Here is a 26,017-nt window from a genome sequence, read left to right as displayed (position 1 = left end):
AAAAAGTTACGGATGTCACATGTGATGCTGCCCACCCGGGCCCGCTTGGCGGCCGTTTTTCGTGCCCCCCCGCGGTTTTAGGTTCAGCCTCCGACGGCGCGTTTGCGCTCCCGGAGGAGGGCTTCGAGCAGTTCGCAGACGTGCACCGGCGACTCGATCCGGAACTCGGCCTGGGTGAAATCAAGCCCGACTTTCACGCCGAGATCGCCCGGGATGAGGCTGGCCAGGGCGTCCTCGTCAGTGGTGTCGTCCCCGGCGAAGGCTACCGCCGTGGCTCCGGTGGCCTGCCGCAGGAAGGCGATGCCCTCTCCCTTGGAGGCGTGCACCACAGAGGTCTCCAGAACACGGTTGCCGGTTTTGAGGAAGACGCCGCTGCGGTCCTGCAGGACTGCCCGCGCCGCGGCGACGGCGTCCTCGGCGACGTCGTCGGCGGCCAGCCGTGTGTGGAGGACGACGCCGGCCGGTTTGTCTTCCAGCAGGGTCCCGGGGGCCTGTTCGACGATTCCCTCAAGCTCCTTCCGGACTTCGGCCAGGAGTTTCCGTTGGGCGTCGTCGAGCATCAGTTCCGAAGAGCCGGGGCCCATCCAGACCTCGGCGCCGTGGCTGCCGATCAGCAGGGTGTGTTCCGGCGGGGATGCGACGGCCCGCAGGCTGTCCAGGGCGCGCCCGGAGATGAGCGCCGTCGTCGTCCGCGGAAGTCCGGTGAGCTCGGCGAAGGCCGCGGCCGAACGCGGGAGGGCGCGGGCGTCGGCCGCATGGTCCACGAGGGGGGCCATGGTGCCGTCGAAGTCCATCGCCACGAGCAGCTGCTCGGTGCCGGCGATACGGCGCACCGCCTCGAGCAGTTCGGGGGAGAGGGAGAGCGGGGCCGTGTCTGAATTACTGGTGTCTGAATTCCTGCCGGTGGCATCAGGAGTCATCGCGCACCACCTTTTCGGCCAGGGCGGCCAGGAAGTCCGAGGACCAGAGGTCGACGTCGTGATCCAGGATCTGCTTGCGCATGGCGCGCATGCGCCGGGAGGCCTCGGCCGGCTGCATGTTGACGGCCTTCATGATGGTGTCCTTGAGGCCGTCGATGTCGTGCGGGTTCATCAGCAGGGCCTGTTTGAGCTGGTCGGCAGCGCCGGCAAATTCACTGAGCACCAGCGCGCCGTCGTTGTTTGTCCGGGCGGTGACGTATTCCTTGGCCACGAGGTTCATGCCGTCGCGCAGCGCGGTGACCAGCATGACGTCCGCGGCGAGGTACAGCGCCACCATCTCCTCGATGGGGTAGCTGTGGTGGAGGTAGCGGACGGCCGTGCTCTCCATGGTGTCGTAGGTGCCGTTGATGTGGCCGACGGTGCCCTCGACCTCTTCGCGGAGCAGGCGATACTGCTCCACGCGTTCCCTGCTGGGGCTGGCCACCTGGATCAGGGTTGCGTCCTGCACCGTGACCTTGCCGTCGGCGAGCAACTCCTCGTAGGCCTTGAGCCGGTGGCGGATGCCCTTGGTGTAGTCGAGGCGGTCGACGCCGAGCAGGATGGTTTTCGGGTTCCCCAGGTCCCGGCGGATCTGGCGGGCGCGCTCAATGACTTCCGGCTTCCGCGCCAGTTCGCTGATCTGCTTGACGTCGATGGAAATCGGGAAGGCCTGGGCGCGGGCGATGTGGGTGGTGTCGCCGTCGTTCCCCTTGACGTGCACCTGCTGCTGCTTGACGCTGGCGCCCAGGAAGCGACGGGCGGAGCGCATGAAGTTCCCGGCGTCGCTGCTGCGCTGGAAGCCCACGAGGTCCGCGCCCAGCAGACCGTCGATGATTGCACGGCGCCACGGGAGCTGCGCGAAGATCTCCGGCGGCGGGAACGGGATGTGGTTGAAGAACCCGATCTTCAGGTCCGGCCGGGCCTCCCGCAGCATCTTCGGGACCAGCTGCAGCTGGTAGTCCTGCACCCACACGGTGGCGCCCTCGGCCGCGTGGTGAACGACGGCGTCGGCGAACCTCTGGTTGACCTTCCGGTAGGAGTCCCACCAGGTGCGGTGGAACTCCGGCGGGGCGATCACGTCGTGGTACAGCGGCCACAAGGTGGCGTTGGAGAAGCCCTCGTAGAAAAGTTCGATGTCGGCCGTGCTGAGATGGACCGGGACCAGGTCGATGCCGCCGTGGCTGAAGGGCTTGACCGTTTCATCGGGCGCGCCGTGCCAGCCCACCCAGGCGCCGTCCGTCTTGGTCATCATGGGAGCCAGCGCCGTCACGAGTCCGCCGGGGGAACGGCGCCAGCCGTCCTCGCAGCCCGTGTCCTCGGGGGAGCAGCGATCAACGGGCAGCCGGTTGGACACTACGATGAAGTCGAACTGGCCCCCCGTCCCGGCAGCAGTTGCTGCCCCGTCGGTGGCTGTTTTCGCCGCTTCAGTGGTGTCTCGTGCGCCGTGATCGGCGCTGTCCGTTGCTTCCATTGGTGCCCCCTGGGGTCGCTCGTGGCTGTCTATCAACCCTAGCTGTACGGAATCTTCCGGGCTATTCGTCCGTTGGGCAGGCGGAGGGAAACTTGAAAGCGCAAGTTCTCGGGTTTCTCCCCTAAAATGATGAAGTTGCCACTGAGTGGACCGCCCCTGGCCGAACGACCCGAGGAACCAATGAGCCCCGCAAACGAACCCCGACAGTCTAAGGCAGAGCGCACTGCCGCGGCGCGCGAGAAAGCCCGTGAGATCCGCGAGGCGCAGCTGAAAAAGGACAAGCGCAACAAGCTGCTGATCGGCTGGGGCATTGTTGCCGCCGTCGTCGCCATCATCGTGATTGTGGCGCTGGTTGTCACGTCCAACATCAAGAACAACGCCCCGGTCGCCGACGAGGGGCCCACCCCGGCCAACGGCAACATCCACGGCGGCGTCACCCTGCTGGCGAACAACCAGGTTGCCAAGACCGATCCGGCCACGGTGAAGCTGTCCGACCTCCCCGCCGCGCCGGCCACGCCGCCGTCGCCGGTTACGGCCCCGGGCGCCGAGGCTGAGGCCGGCAAGCCGGTCAAGGTGGTCCTCTATGTCGACTTCATCTGCCCCGTCTGCAAGAACTTCGAGACGCAGTACAACGAGACCCTCACCAAGCTGCGCAATGACGGCAAGATCACGGTGGAATACCGCCCGCTCGGCTTCCTCGACAGCCGATCCACCACCAACTACTCCTCCCGCGCGGCCGCCGCTGCAGCCTGCGTGGTGAACGAGTCCCCGGAGAAGTACTCGGACTTCTTCGACCAGCTGTACGCGAAGCAGCCGGCCGAAGGCAGCGCCGGGCTCTCCGATGCCGAGCTGAAGAAGATGGCCACCGACGTCGGAGCCAAGAGCATCGACCAGTGCGTGGATGACAAGACGTTCCGTCCGTGGATTAAGCACACCACCCAGGAGGCCGCGGTGATCGGCGTGACCGGAACCCCGACCGTCTTCGTCGAAGGCAAGCAGTGGGGCGTCGGCGACAGCGCCCAGACCCCGTTCGACCAGTACCTCCAGGCCGCGGTCGACGCCAAGAAGTAACCGGACATCACACGGCCGCAGTTGAAGCGGCTGTTGAGGACAGCTATTAAAGGCCCGCAGTCGAAGGCCCGGCCCCGGATTTTCTCGGGGGCCGGGCCTTCCTGGTGGCCGTCGCGTTGGCCGTTGCTTCGCGGCGGGGGCGTTGCGCGTTTTTCTCACCGGGCGTCGGTGGGCTACCCTTGTCTAGCGTCCTGATATCTGCCCCATTTTGCATCTGATGTGGGTAGGCCGGGCCGCAGGAATGCCTCCTTAGCTCAGTTGGCCAGAGCACCGCTCTTGTAAAGCGGGGGTCGTCGGTTCGAATCCGACAGGGGGCCCCACGAACCCCTCCTTCCGGTGATTTTGTCCGGGATGGAGGGGTTTTTGTGTGTGCCAACAGGGCACGACACGCTTCATTCATAGACCGCAAAGCGGCGACTCGGACGGCGCGGCAGTTCTGGCCGCTTCAACTCGAACTCGTCGGGCGTCAACAGGCCCTTGTCTCTAAGCCGGGCCAAGTCCTCGATCTGGGATGCGACGGTCGGCTTCGCCGTCTTGGTCCGGCTAGCCTGACTGCAGCGAATGATCGCCATGATGATGGCACTGCCAAGGAGAGGCGCGGATGCGCCTCAACTCTTACGCCACCTACCCGCCAAGGCGCGAAATGGTCATCATGGGCTGTTCCAGTGAAGCGTGCCTGAGCCAGGCCGGACGTCTGACCGTGGCCGATTGTTTGCGCATCGGGCCATTGCCCCACGGAGTCTGCCTGCCTCCGCCGTGCCGCTGCGTCTGCCAGCCAATCCCCGCCTCCCTTCTCTGGACTTTTGGCGCTTAGAGGCCGAGGCCTTTCTCGGCGGTGACCCAGTTGGCGGCGATCGCCTTCTGCGCCGCGGCGAGCGTGACTTTGTGCGCGCACACGGCCTTGTTCAGCCGGGTCTCGATCGCGTCTTTGGGGTTGGTGGTCCCCGGGGCACCGGCACGGTTCGGTTCCGGCCAGAGGTTGGAGACAGAGTTGGTGCCCCCAAGCTGGAGGGCGATCAGGTGGTCGTATTCGGTGGAGGGCGCCGTGGTCTGGCCGTACTGCTGGAGGCTGAGCTTCTTGGCCTGGGTCGTGCCCGCTCGGACCGTGGTCGTGTAGCCGGACGTGCAGATGGTGGAGGCAAGGTTGTCCTGGGTGACGGCCGGATCAATCGCACCGGGGGTGCAGGCCGGATCGGGCAGGTAGAGTCCGGCGTTGGCGTCCACGGTGCGGGCCTTGCACTGGCCGGCGGCGAGCGTCTCGTCCACGGCGACCTTGTCGGGGGAGTGCACCGACTTCACCGCAGGCGCGGGACCGGCGGACGCTGACGGGGCTGCGGAGGCTGATGCTTTCGGCGCTGCGGCGTGGGAGTTTCGTGAACTGGTGTAGAGGTAGCCGACGACCACCAGGGCGGTGACGAGGAGAGTGGCGAGCAGGGCAATGCGGCGGCGGGAGAAGGTCATGGTCCTCATGTGTTCGGCGGGTCAGAAGAGCGTGCCCGGTCGGACAGCAGAAAGGGGAGCCGAAACTCCCCCTGTTTGTTCTACCCCGCGGTTCGTGCCCGGGGCCGCTGCGCCGCGCCGGTCAGGCGGCCGGGTCCAGTTCGGCGAGCAGGGCGCTGTATGCCCGGACATGGAAGACGGTGCACCACGGTCGTTCCAGCGGGTCGTTACCGGCCGGCCGGCACGGCAGGCCAGCATCGTCGCCTAACTCGTCGAGAACGGCGTCACCGCGTCCTGCCTTGGACTGTTGCTGACGAAAGAGCTGTTCGAGGCTGACTTCACCGAGTTCGAAGAGACCTACTTCGAGTAGGCGTGAAGTTTCTGCCCGGCCGCAACGGCGTCGTCACTCATGGCAGCCTCGAAGCGGCACAGGCCGCCCTCGATGCCGTACCGGCGCTCAAGGCCTCTGGGGATTACCGGATCGTCCGGAGCCTGACCCATGAAGAAGATGGCTGGGAACTTCTTCCTGCCTGATAGCGCAGCACGCCTTCACCGTGGAGCAAGTTGCCTACCAGGTCGGCCTGTCGAACCGCTGGCCCTCCGGACTGGGGCCTTGCGCCAGGAAGACGAGGATCAGGATGGGCCCGACTAAAGGAACCAGCACCAGGAGGTACATCCAGCCGCTCATGTTCGCATCGTGGAGCCGCCGGACGGATACTGCCAGGGACGGGACGATGATGGCCAGGGAAATGATGACGGACAGGATGAGTCCGATGATGTACCCGGGGCCAGGGACGGTGGTGCCGTCGGGTCGCAGGGTCGCGCCGGCGGATCCGCCGACAAGCGTGAAGATGTTCAGGATGAGTGAGAGGACTCCGGAGACCAGTGCCACCCACCAGTATTCGCTCCGGCTGGCCCGGCCGGAGAACGTTGCGTACTTCTTGAAGAATCTCGCCACGGCCTCCGGCAGGGAAGCGCCGTACAACGGTGCCCAGGGCGGCACCGGCCCGGATACCGAGCCCGGGTAGACAGGCGCGGCGTACGGGTTGGACGCCCACCCCTGGGTATGCCGCGGCTGCTCGCTCGGCCACGACTGCTGGCCGGGGCCCTGCGGAGGTTGAAGACCTGACATCGTGCTCCTTCAATGGTGTGGATAAGGCTAGACCAGCGGACGCCGCTTTCGACCGGGCTCTGCGCTGCCATCGTATCGGCGAAACATCCTCGGGCCGCGGTATCGGGCGCAGTGTTTTCGCAGGTCAGGACACGGAAAACGAGGACCGATGGCCTGCAGGTGGACGAGGCCACTGCCGACGGCCGCCGTCCCGGTGAAGGGGGCAACAGCCCCCGCATCAGGGCTTCTGTCCGGCCAAGATTTTCCGGGCGGCGGTGCCCCGGTAGCCGCTGCAGTCCCGGGTGTAGGTGCCGCCATAGTTCTTGTCGGCGCCCATCGCGTACGCCATGCAGTCGGCGAGTTGCTCCTTGCCCGCCGGCCGGCTGCCGTAGATGGCGTTCATCCGTGCGGTTAGCTGAAAGAGGCGATGTGGGCGCATTCGTGCAGGGCCACGCACTGCAGTGACTTCCCGGTCCCGTAGGTCTGGGCCATTTCGATCCGGTAGGACGGCCACCACGCGAAGCTGGTATTGCCCCCGATGTGGGAGATGACGGTGGGAGACGTGGGGTTTGAGGAGACCGGTGCCGGCGCGTTCAAGCGCCTGCCGGGAGGCTCCTACGGGGTGGGGCGGGAGAGGCCGAGCCGGGGGTAGAGGACTTCGAATCCCTTGTTCAGGCCCCCGTTCAGCGCCCCGATGACGTGTCCCCCGTTGGGGACCTCGTAGTAGGTGACGGTCATTCCCGCGGCCGCTGCCGCTGCCGAGACGTGACGGGCCGCGTCCAGGTAGACGGGGTCGTCGGTTGAGGCCGTGAAGATGGCACGGGTATCGGGGTACTTCTGTTGTTTCATGATGTTGACCGGTTTCTGGGCGTCGTAGGCTGCCTGGTTGCCGCCGAAGACATCCTGGAGGTTGCCCTCGGGGTCCTCGGCCCCCGGGTATTCTTCCCCGGATATGTCCAAGACGTTGCCCCAGATCGAGGGGTACTTGGCGGCGAAGGAAATGGCGCACTGTCCACCGTTTGAATAGCCCGCAATGGTCCAGTATTTCGGGTTGTCAATGATGTTCAGGTGGCTTCGTGCCCAGTCGACCACGTCGCGGTTGATGAAGGTTTCCGGGCGTCCGTGAAGGGCCGAGTCGAGGCACAGGTTGTCGACCATGGGGTCGCCGAGTTGGTCGGCGACGATGACGATCGGTGCCAGTCCGTCGTGGTGTGCTGCGTAGTCGTCCAGGACTGCGGCTGCGTACTGCGGGTCCGGGTCGCCGGGTTGACCCATCATCAGGACCACCAGTGGCAGGGCCGGTGGATTGGGGACCCGTGCCGCCGGGGGTAGGTACAGGCCAGCCGGGCGTGAGGGAAACGCGGATATTTGGGGCGGGATGACCACCTGGGCGGTTGAACCCTCGGAGGGCATTCCGGCCGGCGCCTTCCACGTATCCCACAGGGGCTTCTGGGGTGCGGCGGCGTGGGGCGGGACCGGTCCCAAGTCAATCCTTGGGGCCAGGGAGACCCCCAGGAAGGAGGCCAGCGTCACGTTCAGTCCGTAGTAGGCGTTGATTCCCAGGGTCGCCGTGGCAGCAAAGCAGAGAGCCGCCACGGATGCGAGCACCTTCCGCCAGATGCCGGATCCCCGGAAGTTCGCCCCGCAGACGCCGAGGCCGGCGAAGAACACTATGACCCAGATCCGAACGGACCAGTCGAGGGGACTGCCGAATGCCTGCACGATCTTCTCCGCCACCACTAAGGTGACGGCCCCGACCACGGCGCCGGCAGCACCCCAGAGTGCCGTCATGGCGACCGGCTTGGGCCCGCGTCGCACCAGAAGGGCCGCGCACAAGGCCGCGCTGAGCACGTATGCCGCGACGATCAAGGGACCGTCAACGATGTTGAGAGCCAGAATGAATTTTTTCATGTCCCCTGTCGACCATATTCTGCGGCCAGCGTCCCGCCGGAACGGCATCGTCCGGCGTGCCGGGGCCATTTCGCCCCTGAACCCATCCCGGACTGCCCGTCCGGTCACGCCGCTGATCATAGCGGCTGAGGATTGCTGCCGGCTGGGAGGACGGATTCCCAGCGTCCATGATGACTGCCGTGCTATAACGTTCCGGGGGTCGCCGCTGCCGGGTCCCGCCGTGGATCTGTCCAGACCGGGACTGCCAGCACGGGCCATGCCAAACAGGAGGAGGCGGGGTGGAACAGCTTTTCAACCTCAATGTCATCGACACGTCACTGCTCTACACCGTCTATGCCCTTTCCGCTCTGGCAGCGCTCTACCTGCTCGTGCGCCCGGTGCTGTTGCCGCGGCAGCTGCGCCGCGGGACCACGGGGCCAGGACGCCGTTCGTGGATCATCACCGCCACCGCGGGTGTTGCCGGCGGCGCCCTGTCAGGCGCCGTTACCCTGTTCGTCTGCGAAGTCGTGCTGAACGTCTTCGGACTGCCACTGGATGCCGGCACCCGCACCTGGGTCATCGCTGCGTTCGCCGGCGTCGGTCTCGCCGTCGTGAACCTGTGGCGGTCGCGCTGGTGGCGCAAAGTGGCCGCCATCGCCGCCAGCCTGGTGTTCGTTGTGACGGCGGCGCTGGGGATCAACGCCGGCTACGGGCTGAACCCGACGTTGGGGGCCATGCTGGGCGTGGACCATACCAGCCATCTGGTCTTGCCGAAACTCAACCCTGTGCCGCAGGCACAAAGTGGGACAGCGCTGTGGCAGAGCTGGAAACCCCCGGCGGGGATCCCGTCAGCCGGAGTGAGCGGCTCGGTCACGATACCCGCGAACGCGTCCGGTTTCCACGCCCGCGACGCCTTCTTATATCTGCCGCCCGCGGCCCTGGTGGACAATCCGCCGGCCCTGCCGATCATCGTCATGATGATGGGCCAGCCGGGCGGCCCGGAACAGAGCAAAACCGCCGTGCAGCAGCTGGACGCGCTGGCGCAGCAAAACAACGGTCTGGCACCGATCGTGCTCACGATCGACCAGTTGGGCAATCCTTACCGAAATCCGGTTTGCGTTGATTCCGCCAAAGGCAACGTCTACACCTACGTCACTACCGACGTCGTCAATTACATCCACAAGAACCTCAACGTGGCCAGCGGCCGGACCCAGTGGGCTGTGGCCGGGTACTCCAACGGCGGGGAATGCGCCCTCTCATTCGCGGCCAAGCGGCCGGAGATCTTCGGCTCGCTGCTGGACATCTCGGGAGAGCTGAACCCCGTGGACCGCAACGCCGACAACACGGTGAAGACCATCTTCGGCGGCGACAAAGCCGCATTCACTGCGGAGAAACCCGCCACGATCCTCAAAGCACACAAATACAACGACGAACTCGCCATTTTCACCAACGGCGCCCTGGACTCCAGGTACGGGCCGGAGGGCGCCAAGGCCGAGGCGGACGCTAAGGCCGCCGGCATGACTACCAGCCGGTTCGTCGGCGACGGGATAGGTCACCTCGGGGACGCCGTTAACTTCGGCCTCAGATCCGGGCTCCCGCTGCTGAACCAAAGGTTCGGCCTCGTCCGGCCCTGAACTGAACAGTCGCTTCGCAGCCACCGCGCCGAAGACCTCGGCGTTCAAGACCCGGCACACACCCGACCGCACTCGCCGACGATGCCGCGCCGCGCGTCGCATCGCCCCGGCATCGTCCCGGCGGTCCGCGGGACGTCACCCGGGGGTGACGGCACCGGGCCGTTCATCCTTGGGCTCGTCGACGTGGTTGGCGGCGGGGACCGGCGCTGGATGGCGGAGCGCTGCGGACCGCTCTCGGGTGGGCCGGTGAACCATTCGCAGGGCCAGTGCAAGGCTTTCTCCGAAATTGATGGTGGGGAGATAGGCCCGGGTGACGGCGTTTCCGATGGCGGGCAGTGATGCCGCATCGGGATAGAGCATGTAAAGGGGTTCGTAACGGGGCTGGAATTTTGCCTTAAAGGCCAGCAGGGACCTGAACCCGTACACGGGTTCCAGCGTTGCGCCCAGCCGGTCCAGCAGCCGGTCCAGGCCGCCGACTGTCTGCGGATCCGACGGGGCGGCCAGGTCCGGTGACGTCACATTCGCCCGGGCCAGGGGCGCCCCGGACAGGCTCATGAAGCCACATCCTTCGTCTTTGAAGCTGAGTGCCGCGGAGGCGATGAGGAATTCGATGCCGGCACGGAACCCCGTGCTGCGTCGACGCATGTAATCCAGGGTCCAGCCCTCGATGGTCCCGTTGCGGTAGACGGGCAGCCAGGAGAGGACGGCGTGGACCCTGTGATGCCCGTCGATGGCAAGCAGCAGGCGGACATCAGGGTCGTTGAGTTCGTCCAGGCTGCCGAGGGTAAACCCCATTTCGGGCATCTTCCTGTCCGCCACCCATTCTTCGGAGAGCTCCTGGATCTGGGCAAGGACCGGGAACGGTGCGGTGGCGTATGTCATCCACTCCGTGCGAATGCCGGCCTTCGCGGCGTTGTTCATGGCCGTGCGGATGTCTTGGAATTTCTTTCCCTTGAAGGACATCGAGTCCAGCGGCAGGACCGTCTCCTGAGCCACCTGAACGGACCGCCAGCCCAGTGACGCGGCATGGTCCCGCAGGTCCTGGGGGACGGAGTAGAAACACGGAGTCCACCCTTCTCTGGTGCAGAAGCTGGTGAAGTCCGCGAAGGCGTCCTCGCGGTCCGGCCCGGGACCGACCGGCACACCCATGGTGAGGGCGATCCCGCCGATGACGCGGTAGGCGACGAAGCTCTCTCCCGTGGCGGAGAACCAGTAACTGTTGCCCTGCCAGGTCGTCATCCAGGACAACGAGCTGCCTTCCCGCGTTTTCAGTATGTCCCGGGCGCGCGCAGCGCCGGCGTTGTGCTGGATCGGGACCGGACGCAAGAAGGTGTTCAGCACCAGAACGGCGGTCGCGGCCCAGAAGATGACGCCGATGCCCTCGTACAGCAGAACCGCTGCGGTGCTTTGGGGGAAAAACGCCGGCGACACGTCCACCATGTATCCGAGCGGCAGGAATCTGTCCGGAATATCCGCCAACAGTTCGGCCGGCCCGGGAACGGGTGCGAAGCCACCGGCAAGAGCCAGTCCCGCGAGCAGGTAGAACGCACCAAGGGACACTCCCAGGGCAAGAACCCGTGACAAGAGCCGGGTGTATGTCCCAGACGGAGCCGCCACCAAGAAGAGCCTGCGCGTTATCAGCAACAGAAGGCTCAGCGCGATTGGCAACAGCAACGGAACCATCAGGCTGAACGGGTGTGCGTACCCCGATGCTGCGATGGCGCCGATCCCCTCCATGGCCGAGGTGTCCGGTGCTGCTCGCAGGAGAACCCCGGCAATAGTGATGCCGGCCAGCAGCGAGAGCGCGAGCTGGATCAGTACGGCGCCGGTCCAAGCGAAGCGGCGCCCGCGGCTGAGGCCGTCGGCAAGCAGCAACAGCAGAAACGATGGAAGGATTCCCATGAAGATGCCACCGGCCCCGGCGCGCAGCTGCAGGTGGGCGGCGGCGCAGTCCTTGGCCTGGCCGGGGTCGGAGCACAGGTTCTGGAGGTTCTGCGGATCCACCGGTTGGATGTTGGTAAACAGGAATCGCAGGACCGCCAGGGGGCCGGCGGCATGCGGGACAAGACCGGCCACGACCGGGCCGACGGCCGAAACCGCCAGCAGGAGCGCGATCAAGACCCGGCCTTCATGCCGGGAGCTCACCGGGCGCCCGAACGTGGGAAGCCTGCCCAGCAGGATCGGGCCCAGAAGAGCTCCGGTCGCTGCGGCGCCGAGCCTGACAAGGTGGGCGAACCCGCCGCTGTAGAGGGCCAGGAGTATCAGCAACGCGAAGACGACCAGGCGGACCCGGCGCCGCCACAGGGTTGGCATCATGGCGGTCCCGGCCATCAGGGCTCCCACGATCAGTGCGCTGGGCCCCAGTAACAGATGCCCGCTCATTTCCAGGGTCAAGCTCCTCAGCGTTTGCTGTGTCACGGCCAGGAAGCCCAGGGCTGCGCCGATGCCCAGAACGTGTGAAGCCAGACCTGCGGCGGCGAACTTCAGGCTTCCCATCCGAGGTTCAAGCGGGATGCCGACGGCGAGGACCAACGCCGTGCCCAGCAGGTACCCGCCGAGGCTTTGTGCCCAGAGCGCACACGTCAGCACAGCCCACCAGTTCCCCGGCAGGGAGTGCGCTGTCGCCGCCAAGTGGGTCCGCAGTGACGGGCTCGGGCCAGAGATCAGGCAGGAGGACAATGCTCCCGCAGCCCAGAACGCTAGGACAAAGCCCACCGTCACCGGAGCGGCGCGTAGCTTTTTCAAGGGCCCGGCAACGGAAAATGGCGTGCTTGCGTGATCAGGCGTCAGCACAGTCACGAGGATTCCTTTCAGGGCGGCCGGCATCAAGGGTGAGACCCCGGACCTGCCGGCCGGATGCACGTTCTACCGGCTCGCCGCTGTTCACGAGTGCCGGTGTCGAGAGCGTGCATCCTATTCAAAGTGGAGGGCTGGAACGCACGCAAGAAAGGCCGCTCCATCACCGGCGTCAAGTATGGCTGCTATTGAGGACGCGTCCGCTGACGTCGCCCAGGTAGCGCACCCCGGGTTATCAGGTTCAGCAGCGGCGCCCCTCGAAGGTCGACAACGAGCAGGAACCGGAACCAGATGCCAATGCGATGTGCGACGATGCCTGTTCGTAGGCGCCGGTTTCGACCAAATACATACCTTCATTCTCCGATGCGTGGCTGGGAAAACCATGAGCATCACTGGATAATCGACGGGCGCAGTTGACCTCCAACCGTGACACAAGAAACCTGGCCAAGACGCTCCATGTCGGTCATCGACCGACACGGCTCGTGTGTCCCTGCCGCCCACTGCGTCCCAAGGCAATCCCGATTCGGACACCGTTGTTTTCGACGCCTGATCCTAGCGACTTGGATGGCGTTCGCTTTTTGAGGGCGTGATGAATCTTGCCCGTCCCTGACCTGCAACAACATAGCGGTTCATAGAAGTCATGGCGCTACTATCATCAAGAGGCCAGGGGGACCGGCCCGAAGACCCTGGGGGGAACAATTGAAAAAGATGGCCATCCGTCTCGGCGCCGCCGGGGCCCTTACGGCGCTGCTGGCCGGCCTCACCGTTCCGGCGCAGGCAGCCTTCGTGCCGTCCTGCGGCCCGATCGTTGATTCGATCAAGCTCTGCACGGCGCCGGACGGGAGCCAGGAGCCGGTGATGGTCAACCGCCCGGTTGCCGGCCCGCGGCCGATTATCGGGGGCGCCCTGCTGGTCGGCAACACCCTCACCGTTTACGACGGCGTCTGGGATCCCTCCAACGCGACGCTCACGCACCAGTGGCTGCGCAACGACGTACCGATCCTGGGCGCCACCGGTACAACGTACCGGCTGACCAGGTCGGACCTCGGAAAGGGCATCCGGGTCAAGACCACGGGCCGTGCTCCGGAGTACAAGGCAACCACCGTCCAGTCGGCCAAGACGCCGTCGATCACGGACGCCGCCGGCGCCGTTCCGACTGTCCGGGCGGGGTCTGTAGGCTTCGAACCCCTGGGCGTAGAAGACGGCGAATACTGGCCCGTCGTCGTCGCCCAGCTGGGGGACTGGGGCCCGAATGGCGTCCAGCTCAGGTATCAGTGGCTCCGTGACGGCTCGCCCATCCCTGGCGCCACTGCCCCAAGATTTGATAGGACAACATGGGGCCCGACGGGGCTGCTCAGCCTCCGGGTCACCGGCTACGCCGCCGGCCTCGATCCGGTCTCCGTGACCTCCGCAGCTAGCCGCGGCACCTTCACCCCCGAGACGCCCGGCGCTGTGGTCACCGGGGGCACCGAGGTGGGGGACGTCCTCACCGCTGTCGACCTTCCCTGGTTTGACCACACCGGCCGGAACACCAGCGATTGGAATGAGCACCGCTTCCAGTGGATGCGCGACGGCATACGGATTCCCGACGCCAACGAACTGACCTATACGATCACCGCCGAGGACCAAGGCCACACGCTGGAGATGGTGACCACGTCTGGCGGGCCCGAGGCCAGCTCCAACGCAGTGACCGTCCCGCCGGCCGGGGGCGCGGTCATCCCGGCACCCCCGGAGCCCCCGAAGGTTGAGCTGAAGCCGCTGACGAACGTCACCAAGCCTGTCCTGACCGGTGACGCCGTGATTGGCACGGCGATGACCGCGACGGCCGGCACGTGGTCCGAACCTGCCGAAAATCTGACCGTCATCTACTACTGGCAGTCCCCGGACGGGAAGGTATCGGCCACAGGCCCGACGTTTACCCCCAACATGACCCAGCTTGGGACGACGGTCACGCTCATAGCGACCGCCACCGCTCCCGGATACACCACCGCCTGGGCAAAGGTCACCGCGCCCAAGCCCGTGACCGCGCCGGACCCGACCCAGACCAAAGCCCCGGCCATCCGGGGCAACGCGACCGTGGGGATGGAGCTCTACACCTACACCGGTGACTGGTCCTTCCGTGATTCGGAGGTGAAGGAGTCCCGCCAGTGGCTGCGTGACGGTGCCCCGATTGCCGGGGCCACCGGTCGGCGCTACACCCTCGTAGGGGCAGACTTCGGCAAGAAAATCTCTCTCCGGGTTACCTCCACGCTGGACGGCCGGACACTAAAGATCCAGACGGTCGACGCTTCGGCGAAGGTGGCTGCTGCAGCGTTGAGCTCGGCCACGCCGACGATCGCCGGCACCGTCAAGGCCGGGACAGTGGTGACCGCGAATCCCGGCACCTGGACTTGGGGCACTGCCTTCAAGTACCGCTGGCTGCGCAACGGCGTCCCGATCTACGGTGCAACGGAGTCGACCTACAAGGTCCGTTCGGCAGACAGGGATAAAAGGATCACCGTCCGTGTCACAGGCTCACGGCTCGGCTATACGACCGTCACCCAGACCAGCGGAGCGTACTTCGCCCGCTGATCGCAGTCCTCACCGGGTGCGGGGCAAGGAACCTGGCGTCGCCCCAGTCGTCTCTCCCCTCCTTGGTGACCCGGAGAGGTCACGCCGTCGTTCCTGCCCACTGACCTGCAGCGACGTAGCCGCAAACCGATACCGGGCGCTACTATCATCATGGGCCCGGGGGGACCGGCCCGAAGACTTGGGGGAACAATTGAAAACACGTGCCATCCGTCTCGGTATCGCCGGGGCACTCGCCGCGCTCTCGCTTGCGGGCCTCGCCGTTCCGGCGCAGGCCGATGAGGAAATGTGGGCCACTCCGAACGCAGACTCCTGCGGCCCGGTGGTCGACTCCGTCAGGTTCTGCACGGCGCCGGACGGGCATCCGTACCCGGTGCAGGTCAACGGCGGTGCCGTCGCCGGCCCGCGGCCCGGCATCAGCGGGGCCCTCCAGATCGGTAGCACCCTGACCGTTGTTGACGGTGACTGGGATCCCGCCGACGCCAAGCTCACGCATCAGTGGCTGCGCAACGACGTGCCGGTCCTGGGCGCCACCGGCCCCACCTACCTGCTCACCACGGCGGACCTCGGCCAGGGCATCCGGGTCAAGACCACGGCGGCAGCACCGAGCTATGCAAAGACGACCCTGCAGTCCACCAAAACCGCTCCTGTCACGAACGCCGGCGGCACCGTCCCGTCTGTCGTGTATGCGGGGTACGTTGGTATCTATTCATATAACACCCACCCGGATAGGCCCAGCCGCCTCGTGTCCGGTGGGGCGACTTTTAAGGGCGCGCCCGACATCCACTACCAGTACCAGTGGTTCTGCGACGGCAAACCCATCCCGGGTGCCACCACGGAAATGTTCGACCCGAGGGGCTGCCGTTCAACGGGGCTGTTCAGCGTCAGGATCACCGGCCACGCGCCCGGGTTCAAGCCGGCCACCGTGACCTCTAAACAGCGAAAGGTTTCTGACTTCGACCCGGCCCCCGGCGCCGTGGTCACCGGCGGCACCGGCCTGGGGGACGTCCTCACCGCCGTAGATGATGTTCCGTGGACGGCCTGGCGGGGCGAGGTCACCTACAAGTGGCTGCGCGACGGCGTCGCGATTCTCGGAGCCACCGCGCTGACCTACAAGATCACGGCCAAGGACCAGGGCCACACCCTGGTCCTCGAGTCCGGCACTTGGTACGACACCCACATCTACTCCAACCCGGTCGCCGTGCCGGCGGCCGGGGAGCTGAAGCAGCTGACGAACGTCACCAAGCCGGCCGTGACCGGGGACTCCGTGACCGGCTCTGTGATGAAGGTGTCGGCCGGCACCTGGTCCGTGCCCTCCGACAAGCTGACGTTCACCTACAACTGGCTGGACGTGACGGCGGCGAGCGGCCCGACGTTCACCCCGGACACGCCCCAAGTTGGCAAGACCCTCACCGTCGTCGTGACCGCGTCCGCCCCCGGCTACACCACCGCCTGGGTAAAAGTCGCCGCGTCCAAACCCGTGACCGTGCGTGAGTCGACGCGGGCCATTAGCGGGACCCTGACCGTCGGGTCGAAGGTGACCTTGACGCCCGACCCCTGGTATGACCGAGCGGGGATCTCCTCGGACGTACACTGGCTGCGCGACGGCGTCCAGATCGCCGGGGCCGACGGCTGGAGCTACATCCTGGCGAAGGCCGACGCCGGCACGAAGCTCTCGGTCAACGTGAACCCGACTACATCGGGCGGCAATGGCCAGACGCTCACCGCTTCGGCGAGGGTGGCGGGTCTGCCCCTGACGTCGGCCACCCCGACGATTGAAGGCACAGTCAAGGCCGGGAACGTCCTGACCGTGAACCGGGGCACCTGGTCCTGGGGAACTGCCTTCACGTACCGCTGGCTGCGCAACGGTGTCCCGATCTCGGGCGCCACGGAGTCGACTTACAAGGTCCGGACCGCCGACAAGGGCACCAAGCTCACCGTCCGCGTCACGGGCTCCCGGTTCGGTTACACGACCGTCTCCCGGACCAGCGCGGCGCGAATCGCCAGCTAACCCACGGCTCCCCGGGCACACGGCATGACGTGGCCCGGGGCTTTGGCCGGTCCGTCCCGCCTGCCGCGCAGCCAGGAAAGAACAGGGGTTGAACATCGGCGCGGCGGAATCGCCGGCATCAGCGTCGGCGGCCCGCACCACCGGCGCCGTGAGCCCAACCGCGGAGCCGGCATCCAACCCACATGAGGGTCCTTCACCCTGCCGCTCGATGGCGGTACAGCCCGTCGGTAACGTTTCAGTTCACCGAAGACAGACGGAGGGCTCATGAAAGTTTCATCCATTACGGCCCGGACCGCCTGGGCCGTCGCCGCGCTCGCGGGCCTCGTCCTGCTCTGTTTGGGTCTGGAGCAGACCTTCTACCTCGGAACAGTCACCAATGCCTTCGAAATCGACGGCACCGGGAATACGTGCATTCTGGCCGGCGCCGTGGTGGGCCTGGCCGCCGTCGGCTGGTCGCGGTACCGGGGCGAACACGGCGGGTCGGCGCACGCGGTGCAGGGCACCGCAGGCACAAAAACGTACGGCCCTGCTCCCGGAGTCCGGGGAGCAGGGCCGTACGGGTTTGGAAATCCGGAGGTTACTCCGGAACCACCAGGGCGGGGGTGTCCTTCCGGATGGTTTCGCCGCGGAAGAAGCCCGGATGCTTTTTCGAGGCGAGGAGCATGACCACGACGCCGAGGGCGAGGATGCCGATCCCCAGGATGAACACCAGGCCCACGCCGAAGACCTCCGAGCCGCTACCGAATTCCGGCGACCAGCTGTCCACAGCGGTCTGGAAGAAGACCACGGTGAGAACCAGGCCGCCCACCACCGGGAACAGGAGCCGCATGAAGAAGTTGCGGACGCTGGAGAACAGGCTGTGCCGGAAGTACCACGTGCAGGCGAATGCGGTGAGGCCGTAGTAGAAGCAGATCATCAGGCCCAGGGCCATGATGGTGTCGTTCAGCACGTTCTCGCTGACCACCTTCATGACGGCGTAGAAGCCGCCGGAGATTACGCCGGCCAGGATCGTGGCGTAGCCGGGGGATCCGAAGCGCTTGCTGACCGTCGCGAAGCGCGGCGGGAGCGCGCCGTAGTGGCCCATCGCGAGCAGGCTGCGGGCGGGGGAGGCCATGGTGGACTGCAGGGACGATGCGGTGCCGGAGAGCACGGCCAGGGACATCAGGATGGCCAGCGGGCCCATGACGGGGGAAGCCAGTGCTGCAAAGATGTTCGACTGGTTGTCCGGGTTGTTGAGGCCGATGCCGTCGGTTCCGGTGCCGGCTACCATCATGGTGGCCACGATCGCGACGAGGTAGAGGGCCAGGACGGCGACCGCCGTCGTGGTTCCTGCCCGGCCGGCGGTGCCCTTGCCGCCCTTGGTTTCCTCGTTCACGGTGAGGCAGACGTCCCAGCCCCAGTAGACGAAGACGGCCAGGGACATGCCGGCGGTGAACTGCTCGAAGCTGCCGATCTTCAGCGGGTTGAACCAGTCCCAGCTGAAGGCGATGGAGGTGCCCGCGTCACCCGAGGCGGCGTGGGTGAGTGCCATGACGACGAAGATGCCCAGGACCAGCACCTGGAATCCGACCATGGTGTACTGCACGAGCTTTGTGGCGTGCAGGCCGCGGTAGCTGACCCAGACGGCGAGTGCGACAAACACGAGGCACGTAATGATGTTCACGGCCGTGTTGGAGGTCAGGTCCGCGAGGTCGGGGTTGTTGAACATCTGGGCCAGGAAGAGATAGAAGAAGTCCACCGCGACGCCGGCGAGGTTGGACAGGACGATGATGTTGGCAGCCAGCAACCCCCAGCCTCCCATCCAGCCGACGAACGGCCCGAACGCCTTCGTGGCCCACGTGAAGGTGGTGCCGCTGTCCGGGGAATCGGCATTGAGCTCGCGGTAGGCGAACGCCACCAGGATCATGGGGATGAACGCGACGATGAAGATCGCCGGCAGCTGCAGGCCGACGGCGCCGACCGCCGGACCCAGTGAACTGGTGAGGCTGTAGGCCGGTGCCACGGAGGAAATGCCCAGGACGACGACGGCGAGCAGGCCCAGCTGGCCGCCCTTGAGTCCCTTGCCGCTGATGCCGTGCTTGGAACCGGCCGGATCGACGACGTCGTGCGCGGTGGTGATGCCGTCTTCGCGGCCGATAGTTTGACTCATTGGTGACCTGTTTTCTGGGAAACGGATGGTTGCTGTCGGGTGATGCCGTGGATGCCACCGCCGCGGGCGAAGAGATGGCACGCATCGAAGATGTCGATCATGGCTACTCCAGTGAGACGGGCATCACATAAATGAACTGTGTTCATTTAGTATTGGGGCGATCCCGGCTCGGGGCAAGACCTAATATGAATAAAGTTCATTTATTTATTCGGCGCTGGCCTTCGCCTGCGGCAGGGCAGCGCCGGGACGTGTACTTGCGGCCGGCCCTCGGGGCCGGCCCGCCACGGGCGAACCCTCCCCGCGGCGCGGGCCGTAAGGCCCTAGACCATGGAATGGACACAGCAGACTCTGGGCGTATGACTGAAATGAACCCGGGGTCGGCTCCGGACATCAAGACCGCCCAACTCAAGGAGCAGCCGACGGCGGTAGTACGCGAGACCGTTCCGATGAACGCGCTCCGTGACTTCTTTGGCCGTGCCTTCGGCGCCGTCACGGGCGCGGTCCAGGCGCAGCATGTCCAGCTGGCCGGACCCCCGTTCGCGCTCTATCGGGGGATGCCGACCGACGTCGTCGACGTCGAGGCGGGGTTCCCGCTCGCCGCGCCCTTCACGAACGCCGGCGGTGAGGCCACTACGGTCACGGCCGGGACTCTCCCCGCCGGCCAGGCATACGAGGCACTGCACATTGGTTCCTATGAATCGCTGCAGCACACCTACGGGGCGATCATGGAGCGGATGCGGGAAGACGGAGTGAGTCCGGGGGAGGCAATGTGGGAGTACTACCTGAGCGATCCGGGCGCTGAACCGGACCCGGCAAAATGGCAGACCCTCGTGGTCTGGCCGGTCGCCTGAAATGCCCGCCGGAACAACCGCCGGAAGGATGTCCGGAACGGCGTCTGGAAGCGAGCGGCCGGCGCTGTTGGCGCCGTGTCCAGGGCGCTGTTCAGGGCGCTGTTCAGGGCGCCGTTTAGGGCGCCGTTTAGGGCGCCGTTTAGGGGCTATGCCCCGTCGCTTCCGGTGCCGCCAATGACTCATAGTGTCTGATTGGCCACACTTTTCTTCAACTCCATGCATAATGTCCTAAACTGCTTCACTGAGGTGCCTGAAATGGCGCTGCGCAGCAACGAAAGTGAACCCCGATATGGCTACCGATTACGACGCCCCACGCAAGACAGAAGAAGAGTCTCCCGCTGAGTCACTGGAGGCCCTCCAGGCGTCCCGCGGTGGTGGCGCCCAGACCGCTGTGATCGACGTCGACGAGAACGACACCGCGGAAGGCATCGATCTTCCGGGGGCGGATCTGTCCGGCGAAGAGCTGACCGTCATTGTTGTTCCCGAGCAGTCCGATGAATTCACGTGCTCCTCGTGCTTCCTGGTCCGTCACCGGTCCCAGGTGGCCCGCGAAAAGAACGGCATGAAGTACTGCCGCGACTGCGAAGGCTAAGGAACCAGCTGGCAGTCTGGCTGCTCCCCGCAGCGGCTGACACAACACTGATGGCCCAACAATGATGGCCCAAGACTGATGGCACAGTGAAGCAACTTGAGGCGCCGGACCCGCAAGGGTGCCGGCGCTTCGCCGTTCCCGGCACGGACCGCCGCTCGGCCTGCGATGAGGCCATGGCCTTCGCTGGTGACATCAGTCCGTGATCAGCAACGCGTCACCTTAACAGTTGGGCGCCGAAACGGTCGAGGGCCTCGCCCGCCGGTTCGGGCCCGCCTACGCTGAGAGGGTCTGATCGTGCTGGCTGTTCAGCCAGTCTCAGGGGGTGGCGGCTTTGAAGGCTTTGAAAAAGACTCAGGTCAAGAAGACCCGGTTGAAGAAGATCCAAGCGTTGTTTGGGGCAGTGCTGATGGCTGTGGGCCTCGGGGTGCTGTCGCCATCCCCGGCCGCCGCGGACCCCTACTGCGGCCTGGTATGGGGTTCACTGCTCAAGACGGATCCGGCCATGAGCCAGGCCAAGGTGGTCAACGTCCGGACCGGACAGCATTACTGTTTTGACCGGCTGGTCATTGACCTCAACGGCCCCGTGGCTGGCTACACCGTGCGCTACGTTCCCCAGGTGGTGCAGGATGGGTCCGGGCTACCGGTTCCGCTGCGGGGTCAGGCTTTCATTCAGCTCACGGTCAACGCGCCGGCCTATGACGACGCCGGCAACCCCACCTACAACCCGGCGAACAAGAATGAACTCTCCAACGTGGCCGGGTACCAGACGTTCCGGCAGGTGGCGTGGGCGGGCAGCTTCGAGGGCTACAGCAGCCTCGGGCTGGGGGTCCGCGCGCGGCTGCCGTTCCGGGTCCTTACCCTGCCCGGCCCGGGCTCCGGCTCACGGCTCGTGGTGGACGTCGCGCATTTCTGGTAAGTCCGACGGCGGGCCGCTTTGAGTGGCAGGCTCGCCAGCGGCTGACTACAGGGAGTCGATTTCGGCCCGGAGCGGGTAGTCCCGACCGTCCAGCACGAGCTGCGTGCAGCGTCCCGTGCCGCGGTTGAGAATGATCGGAGCCATGAGGTTGACCGTCGTGGAACCGGGGGCATGGTTGACCACGATCAGCACCTGGAGTGCCTCCCGCTCGTCGAGCCCGAGAGCCTCCAGGGAGGCTGCCGGGATCGGCGGAGCGTAGCTCGGCGCGAACACGGCGGCATCGGCCAGGAACAGCCGCACCGGGGTGGAAGCGGCCTCCAGCGCGAACAGCCCTGTCGCGCCCTGGACGCTCCGAAGCGAGAAGTCGTGCAGATCCTCAAAGCCCGGCATGGGCGCGGTGAATGTGACGGGCAGGCTGGCGACGGGGGTGTCCATGACGGGGGTGCTCACCGCAGGAAGTCCATCAGGGTGGGCTGCAGGACCCGGGCCGTCGCGGCGAGAGCCACCTGATAGTTAGTCTCCTGAAGTTTCAGGTCCATGATGACACTGCCAAGATCTGCCTTCTCAATGCCCGTCTTCTGTGCATCCAAGGTGGCCTCCAAATCTGTGTTGACGCTGCTGGCGCGGTCCAGCTGGGCTTGGCGTGTTCCGACCTCCGCACGCCCGTTGACGATGTTCTGAACACCGGTCGTGAGCTGGGCCGCCAGCGCGGTCACGTCCGTGTTGTTCCGCAGCCCGTCGACGATCCCGCTGACGGTCTGGAAGATCGAGGAGGTGCCGTCGCCGAAGATGGCCGCGCCGTCGGCATCCACCCGGACGGTCTGGGTATCACTGATGCGGCGCTCCACGGAGCTGTTGGCAACGCCGTTGAACGTGGGCGGGTTGCCGGGGTTGAACGCGCTGGCGGCGTCCGAGCTTCCGGCAAAGATGTTGCGGCCCAGGTGCTTGCTGTTAGCGATCGACAGCAGGTCCTTGTTCAGGCCTTCCAGCTCGAGGGCGATCGCGTCCCTGCCCGTCTGGTTGAGCGTGCCGTTGCCGGCCTGGACGGTGAGGTCCTGCATTTTGTGGACCACGTTGGTGGCCTGCGACAGGGCTGAGTCGGCTGCCGTGAGCCAGCTGTCGCCGTCGTCGATATTCCGGCCGTACTGGGCGGCGGCGGCGATCCGGGAGCGGGTCTGGAGGGCCTGGGCCGTGGCTGCGGGATCGTCCGAGGGCCGGGAGAGCTTGTTTAGCGTGCCGGCCTTGTCCTGCAGCTCGGCGAGCTTGGACTGCTGTGCCTGGAGGTTGCGTTGGGCGGCAGAGGTCATGGTCAGGTTTGTTACCCGGTTCAGCATGGCTACCTTCCTACCAGTCCGGTGTGATTGATCAAAACATCCAGGGCTTCGTCCACGGCTGTCATGACCCGGGCGGCGGCCTGGTAGGCGTGCTGGTTGGTGAGCAGGCTGACGTTTTCCTCGTCCAGGCTGACGGACGCGGACGACGCGCGGTTGGCGAGGGCGGACGACTCCGAGGCGGTGGTCAGCGACTCATGCTGCTGGGCGCCCCGCGACTGGACGCCGATTCCCGTCACGACGCCGGCCCAGAGGCTGTCCGGTGACCCGGGCCCCGTGCCGAGCTGGGAGATCTTGTCCGCCACACTGTTGTCCAGCTTCCCTGCGCCGGCGCCAATGCCAATAGCGCTGACGTCCTGGGGCAGCACGGCGAGACTCAACGCCGCCGGCATGCCCGAGGCGGGGCTGAAGAAGTCGCCGGCCACGGCCCCGGTGGAAGTCTGGGCGCCGTTGTGAAGAGCGTTGACGGCGTCCCGCAAATTTCCGGCAAACGTGTTGTACGACGCCGCCGCCTCGGCGATCGCGCCGCCGGTGCCGTTGCTGTTTGCCGGCGCCAGGACGGACAGCGCGCCGGCGATTTCGCCGTCGGTGACCGGTACAGCCCGGCCAGGCCGGTCGGCCCATTCAAGCTGGACCGAAGACCCAAGCGAATCCCCGGACTGGGTGCCCGAGAGGGCCAGAGCCCTGACGGACGTTCCCATGACAAGGGCATTGCCGCCGACATGGATGTCCACCGTGCCGTCTGCCTGTTCGCGCACGGTCCCGCCGGTCAGCCGGGAGATCGTTTCGGTGAGCTTGGCCCGCGCGTCGATGAGTTCGTTAGCCGAACCGCCCGCTGCGGTGGTGGAACGAATGGTGGCGTTGTAAGCGGCCACTTGAGCGGCCGCCGCGTTGACGGCGTCGACGTTGTCCTGGGCCTGCCCGCGAACGCTGCTCCATTGCGCGGTGAGCGACTGGTAACCGGACGAGATCTTGGCGGTGAGCTCATTGCCGGCCTGCAGGAGCTGCCCCGCCGGAGCGGTTTCTCCGGGCTGGTTGGCCGCGCCCTGCCAGGCGGACCAGAACGTCTGCAGGGATGCGGAGATCCCGTTGTCGCCGGGTTCCTGCAGGATTCCCTCGATGCCCTGGAGCACGGAGGACCGGACGCTGGCGAAGCCGGCCTGGGCTCCCGCCGAGCGGACGCCGGCATCCAGGAAGCTGCTGCCGAGCCGGGCGATGCCGTCCACGGAAACACCGTTGCCGGACTCCGGGCGGCCTGAGCCGAAAAGACCCGGGGCCGGGGCAGCAATCGAGGACTGCTGCACGCGCTGCCGGGTGTAGCCCTCGGTGGCCGCGTTGGCGATGTTCTGGCCGGCGACGTTCAGGCCCTGCTGGGCGGCGGTCAGCCCCCGGTAGGCGGTATTCAGGGCGCCAAAGGTGCTCATGGTCGCTTCCTTAGAATTGCTTGTCGAAGAGGCGGGAGCCGGCGGTTTCCCCGGTCTTGCCATGGGAGTCGTAAGTGCCGGCGGCCGCGGCGGGCCGGAGATCGGCCAGGGACTCCTGGGTGGAGCGGACTGCGGTGCGCAGGTACTGCTCGTTGGAGTCGCGCAGTTCCTTGATGAGGGCCGTCTGGCGGGTCAGTGCGGCCAGGTGCGCGGTCAGGACTTCGGACCAGGCACCCTCCGGGGCCGCGGCAGCCAGCTCGCCGAGGGACGCGTCCGACGGCAAACCCCAGGTTTCGGCCACGACGGCGGCCTCGATGGTGCGCGCCAGGCTCGCCTTGGAGAGGTGTTCGAGGACCTGCTCGACTTCTTTGGTGCCGTGAGCCAGCCAGCGGGATTTGCCTGAGGTGAGGAGCAGTTGCTCTTCCTCCAGCTTGAAAGTGAGAACGTCCAGGAGTTCACGCTCCCGCCACAGCAGGGCTGAAAGTTCGTGGATGGCCATGTTCGGGACGGCTCCCTCATGTGTGAATGTAGCGGGCGACAGGTGCGGTGGTGCCGGGGAGGCCGATTGATCGTGCGGACGATTCAGCCACCAGCAGGGTTCGTAGAAACTATCGGCAGGGCTGCGGGATGCGTTAGCAGCAATGAGGCGGATAACAAGGGCGTTCTTGGCAATCGGGCAGGAGCGCGGACAAGAGCGCGTGAACTGGGAAAACTTTTTTCGGATTCCCCTTACCTGAGTTATCCGCCGGGCGATAACTACTCCTGAAGGCCCACGGATGGGCCGTCGCTTACAGTCCCACTCACGGAGGAAACACCATGGGCATGATGATCAACACCAACACGATGGCGAACAACGCCTACCGCAACCTCAACAACACCCAGGACGTTGTGTCCAAGTCGATGGAGAAGCTCTCCAGCGGCCTGCGCATCAACCGTGCTGCTGACGACGCTGCCGGCCTGTCCATCTCTGAAGGCCTGAAGTCCCAGGTCACCGGCTCGGCGCAGGCTTCACGCAACGCCCAGGATGGCATCAGCGTCATCCAGACCACCGAAGGCGCCCTGACCGAAGTCCACTCGATCCTGCAGCGCATGCGTGACCTCGCTGTCCAGGGCGCTAACGACACCAACAACGTGGCTGCCCGCAACGCCATCAAGGGTGAAGGCGACTCGCTGGGCAAGGAACTGGACCGCCTCACCAAGTCCACGAACTTCAACGGCATCGACCTGCTCCAGGGTGCTGCTGGCAACAGCGGCGCTACCTTGAGCATCCAGGTCGGCACCGGCGGCACCGCCAACGACAAGATCGACATCACCCTCGGTGACGTTCCCACCGCCGTTGGCACGCTGGCTGGCGCTGCCGCTTCTGCAGGCTTCCTGGTCGACACTGCGGCCAACGCCCAGACCACGATCGGCACCATCGACACCGCCATCGCTGCTGTCTCCGCTCAGCGCGCAGACCTGGGTGCAACCCAGAACCGCCTGGAACACGCCACCAAGACCCTCCAGGTCTCCGGCGAGAACCTGTCGGCTGCTGCGTCCCGCATCACCGACACCGACATGGCACAGGAAATGGTCAAGTTCACCAAGGCCAACATCATGTCCCAGGCCGGTACCGCAATGCTGGCTCAGGCCAACCAGTCCGGCCAGGGCGTTCTGTCGCTCCTGCGCTAGTCAATAGCGGAACCGTAACAACGGATTCCATGGTCGCCTGTGGCGGTTAGGTCGGGCCCATCCCGCCTGACCGCCACTGGCGTCTGACCTAAGCCGCCGGTCACGGCCCCAAACTTTTCCGGAAGGAACCCC

General features: G+C 66.0%; 23 protein-coding genes and 1 tRNA gene. 10 read left to right on the top strand and 14 right to left on the bottom strand.

Going from position 1 to position 26,017, the window contains the following annotated elements; all coding sequences use genetic code 11:
* Positions 1-83: 83 nt before the first annotated feature.
* Both otsB and ACVWZ7_RS07575 read right to left on the bottom strand, forming a co-directional pair.
* Positions 84-920 (bottom strand): trehalose-phosphatase, encoded by an 837-nt coding sequence (gene otsB, locus ACVWZ7_RS07580; protein ID WP_456507471.1) that lies wholly within the window; start codon positions 918-920, stop codon positions 84-86.
* The gene (locus ACVWZ7_RS07575; protein WP_456507470.1) at positions 910-2,430 is read right to left on the bottom strand and encodes an alpha,alpha-trehalose-phosphate synthase (UDP-forming); all 1,521 of its coding nucleotides are present in this window, start codon (positions 2,428-2,430) and stop codon (positions 910-912) included. Before ACVWZ7_RS07575 ends, otsB begins: the two co-directional genes overlap by 11 nt.
* Before the next feature lie 180 nt (positions 2,431-2,610).
* On the opposite strand from ACVWZ7_RS07575, the gene ACVWZ7_RS07570 reads away from it, so the two are divergent.
* Positions 2,611-3,501, top strand: a complete 891-nt coding sequence (locus ACVWZ7_RS07570; RefSeq protein WP_456507469.1) for a DsbA family protein — start codon at positions 2,611-2,613, stop codon at positions 3,499-3,501.
* A 243-nt stretch (positions 3,502-3,744) separates the two neighbouring features.
* Positions 3,745-3,821, top strand: a tRNA-Thr gene (locus ACVWZ7_RS07565).
* A 72-nt stretch (positions 3,822-3,893) separates the two neighbouring features.
* Here the strand turns inward: ACVWZ7_RS07565 and ACVWZ7_RS07560 are convergent.
* Together ACVWZ7_RS07560 and ACVWZ7_RS07555 are read right to left on the bottom strand one after the other, a co-directional pair.
* Positions 3,894-4,073 carry an SHOCT domain-containing protein gene (locus ACVWZ7_RS07560; RefSeq protein WP_456507468.1) on the bottom strand — a complete coding sequence of 60 codons (180 nt, stop codon included), beginning with the start codon at positions 4,071-4,073 and terminating at the stop codon, positions 3,894-3,896.
* 238 nt (positions 4,074-4,311) lie between these two features.
* The gene (locus ACVWZ7_RS07555) at positions 4,312-4,962 is read right to left on the bottom strand and encodes a hypothetical protein (protein ID WP_456507467.1); all 651 of its coding nucleotides are present in this window, start codon (positions 4,960-4,962) and stop codon (positions 4,312-4,314) included.
* Between the two features lie 351 nt (positions 4,963-5,313).
* Between ACVWZ7_RS07555 and ACVWZ7_RS07550 the strand changes: the two genes are divergently transcribed.
* Positions 5,314-5,475, top strand: coding sequence for a hypothetical protein (locus ACVWZ7_RS07550; protein ID WP_456507466.1), 162 nt, complete (start codon positions 5,314-5,316; stop codon positions 5,473-5,475).
* Positions 5,476-5,509: 34 nt separating this feature from the next.
* On the opposite strand, the gene ACVWZ7_RS07545 is transcribed toward ACVWZ7_RS07550, so the two are convergent.
* From ACVWZ7_RS07545 to ACVWZ7_RS07530, 4 genes are all read right to left on the bottom strand, one after another.
* The gene (locus tag ACVWZ7_RS07545) at positions 5,510-6,073 is read right to left on the bottom strand and encodes a DUF805 domain-containing protein (protein ID WP_456507465.1); all 564 of its coding nucleotides are present in this window, start codon (positions 6,071-6,073) and stop codon (positions 5,510-5,512) included.
* A gap of 217 nt (positions 6,074-6,290) precedes the next feature.
* A complete protein-coding gene (locus ACVWZ7_RS07540) occupies positions 6,291-6,455 on the bottom strand; it encodes a hypothetical protein (protein ID WP_344360991.1) in 165 nt (54 codons plus the stop codon).
* Positions 6,456-6,463: 8 nt separating this feature from the next.
* Positions 6,464-6,649 (bottom strand): hypothetical protein, encoded by a 186-nt coding sequence (locus ACVWZ7_RS07535; protein ID WP_456507464.1) that lies wholly within the window; start codon positions 6,647-6,649, stop codon positions 6,464-6,466.
* Between the two features lie 18 nt (positions 6,650-6,667).
* Positions 6,668-7,963, bottom strand: coding sequence for an alpha/beta hydrolase (locus ACVWZ7_RS07530; RefSeq protein ID WP_456507463.1), 1,296 nt, complete (start codon positions 7,961-7,963; stop codon positions 6,668-6,670).
* Between the two features lie 278 nt (positions 7,964-8,241).
* Between ACVWZ7_RS07530 and ACVWZ7_RS07525 the strand changes: the two genes are divergently transcribed.
* Positions 8,242-9,576 (top strand): alpha/beta hydrolase, encoded by a 1,335-nt coding sequence (locus tag ACVWZ7_RS07525; protein ID WP_456507462.1) that lies wholly within the window; start codon positions 8,242-8,244, stop codon positions 9,574-9,576.
* A 135-nt stretch (positions 9,577-9,711) separates the two neighbouring features.
* Here ACVWZ7_RS07525 and ACVWZ7_RS07520 read toward each other — a convergent pair whose 3' ends face one another.
* Positions 9,712-12,321, bottom strand: coding sequence for a phosphatidylglycerol lysyltransferase domain-containing protein (locus tag ACVWZ7_RS07520; RefSeq protein WP_456507461.1), 2,610 nt, complete (start codon positions 12,319-12,321; stop codon positions 9,712-9,714).
* Between the two features lie 759 nt (positions 12,322-13,080).
* Between ACVWZ7_RS07520 and ACVWZ7_RS07515 the strand changes: the two genes are divergently transcribed.
* Positions 13,081-14,943, top strand: a complete 1,863-nt coding sequence (locus ACVWZ7_RS07515) for a hypothetical protein (RefSeq protein WP_456507460.1) — start codon at positions 13,081-13,083, stop codon at positions 14,941-14,943.
* A 190-nt stretch (positions 14,944-15,133) separates the two neighbouring features.
* On the top strand, positions 15,134-16,951 hold the full coding sequence (locus ACVWZ7_RS07510) for a hypothetical protein (RefSeq protein ID WP_456507459.1): 1,818 nt from the start codon (positions 15,134-15,136) through the stop codon (positions 16,949-16,951).
* Between the two features lie 577 nt (positions 16,952-17,528).
* Here ACVWZ7_RS07510 and ACVWZ7_RS07505 read toward each other — a convergent pair.
* Entirely contained in the window at positions 17,529-19,100 is a 1,572-nt protein-coding gene (locus ACVWZ7_RS07505; protein ID WP_456507458.1) for an APC family permease, read from the bottom strand.
* A gap of 356 nt (positions 19,101-19,456) precedes the next feature.
* Between ACVWZ7_RS07505 and ACVWZ7_RS07500 the strand changes: the two genes are divergently transcribed.
* From ACVWZ7_RS07500 to ACVWZ7_RS07490, 3 genes are all read left to right on the top strand, one after another.
* Positions 19,457-19,951, top strand: a complete 495-nt coding sequence (locus ACVWZ7_RS07500; protein ID WP_456507457.1) for a GyrI-like domain-containing protein — start codon at positions 19,457-19,459, stop codon at positions 19,949-19,951.
* A gap of 289 nt (positions 19,952-20,240) precedes the next feature.
* Positions 20,241-20,543: a DUF4193 domain-containing protein gene (locus ACVWZ7_RS07495; protein WP_090956868.1), complete on the top strand. Its 303-nt coding sequence runs from the start codon at positions 20,241-20,243 to the stop codon at positions 20,541-20,543.
* Positions 20,544-20,913: 370 nt separating this feature from the next.
* A complete protein-coding gene (locus ACVWZ7_RS07490; protein WP_425547101.1) occupies positions 20,914-21,459 on the top strand; it encodes an AMIN-like domain-containing (lipo)protein in 546 nt (181 codons plus the stop codon).
* 45 nt (positions 21,460-21,504) lie between these two features.
* Here the strand turns inward: ACVWZ7_RS07490 and fliW are convergent, their stop codons facing one another.
* The 4 genes from fliW to ACVWZ7_RS07470 are packed head-to-tail and all read right to left on the bottom strand — an operon-like array spanning position 21,505 to position 24,713.
* Entirely contained in the window at positions 21,505-21,909 is a 405-nt protein-coding gene (fliW, locus tag ACVWZ7_RS07485) for a flagellar assembly protein FliW (RefSeq protein ID WP_116767016.1), read from the bottom strand.
* Positions 21,906-22,793 carry a flagellar hook-associated protein FlgL gene (flgL, locus tag ACVWZ7_RS07480; protein WP_456507456.1) on the bottom strand — a complete coding sequence of 296 codons (888 nt, stop codon included), beginning with the start codon at positions 22,791-22,793 and terminating at the stop codon, positions 21,906-21,908. Before flgL ends, fliW begins: the two co-directional genes overlap by 4 nt.
* A gap of 2 nt (positions 22,794-22,795) precedes the next feature.
* Positions 22,796-24,214 (bottom strand): flagellar hook-associated protein FlgK, encoded by a 1,419-nt coding sequence (gene flgK / locus ACVWZ7_RS07475; protein ID WP_456507455.1) that lies wholly within the window; start codon positions 24,212-24,214, stop codon positions 22,796-22,798.
* Between the two features lie 10 nt (positions 24,215-24,224).
* Complete coding sequence (locus ACVWZ7_RS07470) at positions 24,225-24,713, bottom strand: flagellar protein FlgN (RefSeq protein ID WP_344360961.1); 489 nt, start codon at positions 24,711-24,713, stop codon at positions 24,225-24,227.
* A gap of 317 nt (positions 24,714-25,030) precedes the next feature.
* Here ACVWZ7_RS07470 and ACVWZ7_RS07465 point away from each other — a divergent pair, with 317 nt between their 5' ends.
* Positions 25,031-25,885 (top strand): flagellin N-terminal helical domain-containing protein, encoded by an 855-nt coding sequence (locus ACVWZ7_RS07465; protein ID WP_344360958.1) that lies wholly within the window; start codon positions 25,031-25,033, stop codon positions 25,883-25,885.
* The last annotated feature ends 132 nt before the right edge of the window (positions 25,886-26,017 follow it).

The organism is Arthrobacter sp. TE12232, from assembly GCF_054062615.1.
The sequence above is the reverse complement of the archived record's forward strand: the minus strand, read 5'-3'. Positions and strand labels throughout refer to the sequence as shown.

Excerpts from the sequence above, each read along its gene's own strand:
- otsB (WP_456507471.1), bottom strand. The coding sequence starts at position 920 with ATGACTCCTGATGCCACCGGCAGGAATTCAGACACCAGTAATTCAGAC.
- flgL (WP_456507456.1), bottom strand. The coding sequence starts at position 22,793 with ATGCTGAACCGGGTAACAAACCTGACCATGACCTCTGCCGCCCAACGC.
- ACVWZ7_RS07505 (WP_456507458.1), bottom strand. The coding sequence starts at position 19,100 with ATGAGTCAAACTATCGGCCGCGAAGACGGCATCACCACCGCGCACGAC.
- ACVWZ7_RS07500 (WP_456507457.1), top strand. The coding sequence starts at position 19,457 with ATGACTGAAATGAACCCGGGGTCGGCTCCGGACATCAAGACCGCCCAA.
- ACVWZ7_RS07575 (WP_456507470.1), bottom strand. The coding sequence starts at position 2,430 with ATGGAAGCAACGGACAGCGCCGATCACGGCGCACGAGACACCACTGAA.
- ACVWZ7_RS07555 (WP_456507467.1), bottom strand. The coding sequence starts at position 4,962 with ATGACCTTCTCCCGCCGCCGCATTGCCCTGCTCGCCACTCTCCTCGTC.
- ACVWZ7_RS07545 (WP_456507465.1), bottom strand. The coding sequence starts at position 6,073 with ATGTCAGGTCTTCAACCTCCGCAGGGCCCCGGCCAGCAGTCGTGGCCG.
- ACVWZ7_RS07465 (WP_344360958.1), top strand. The coding sequence starts at position 25,031 with ATGGGCATGATGATCAACACCAACACGATGGCGAACAACGCCTACCGC.
- ACVWZ7_RS07530 (WP_456507463.1), bottom strand. The coding sequence starts at position 7,963 with ATGAAAAAATTCATTCTGGCTCTCAACATCGTTGACGGTCCCTTGATC.
- ACVWZ7_RS07495 (WP_090956868.1), top strand. The coding sequence starts at position 20,241 with ATGGCTACCGATTACGACGCCCCACGCAAGACAGAAGAAGAGTCTCCC.
- flgK (WP_456507455.1), bottom strand. The coding sequence starts at position 24,214 with ATGAGCACCTTTGGCGCCCTGAATACCGCCTACCGGGGGCTGACCGCC.
- ACVWZ7_RS07470 (WP_344360961.1), bottom strand. The coding sequence starts at position 24,713 with ATGGCCATCCACGAACTTTCAGCCCTGCTGTGGCGGGAGCGTGAACTC.
- ACVWZ7_RS07560 (WP_456507468.1), bottom strand. The coding sequence starts at position 4,073 with ATGGCGATCATTCGCTGCAGTCAGGCTAGCCGGACCAAGACGGCGAAG.
- ACVWZ7_RS07515 (WP_456507460.1), top strand. The coding sequence starts at position 13,081 with ATGGCCATCCGTCTCGGCGCCGCCGGGGCCCTTACGGCGCTGCTGGCC.
- ACVWZ7_RS07540 (WP_344360991.1), bottom strand. The coding sequence starts at position 6,455 with ATGAACGCCATCTACGGCAGCCGGCCGGCGGGCAAGGAGCAACTCGCC.
- ACVWZ7_RS07570 (WP_456507469.1), top strand. The coding sequence starts at position 2,611 with ATGAGCCCCGCAAACGAACCCCGACAGTCTAAGGCAGAGCGCACTGCC.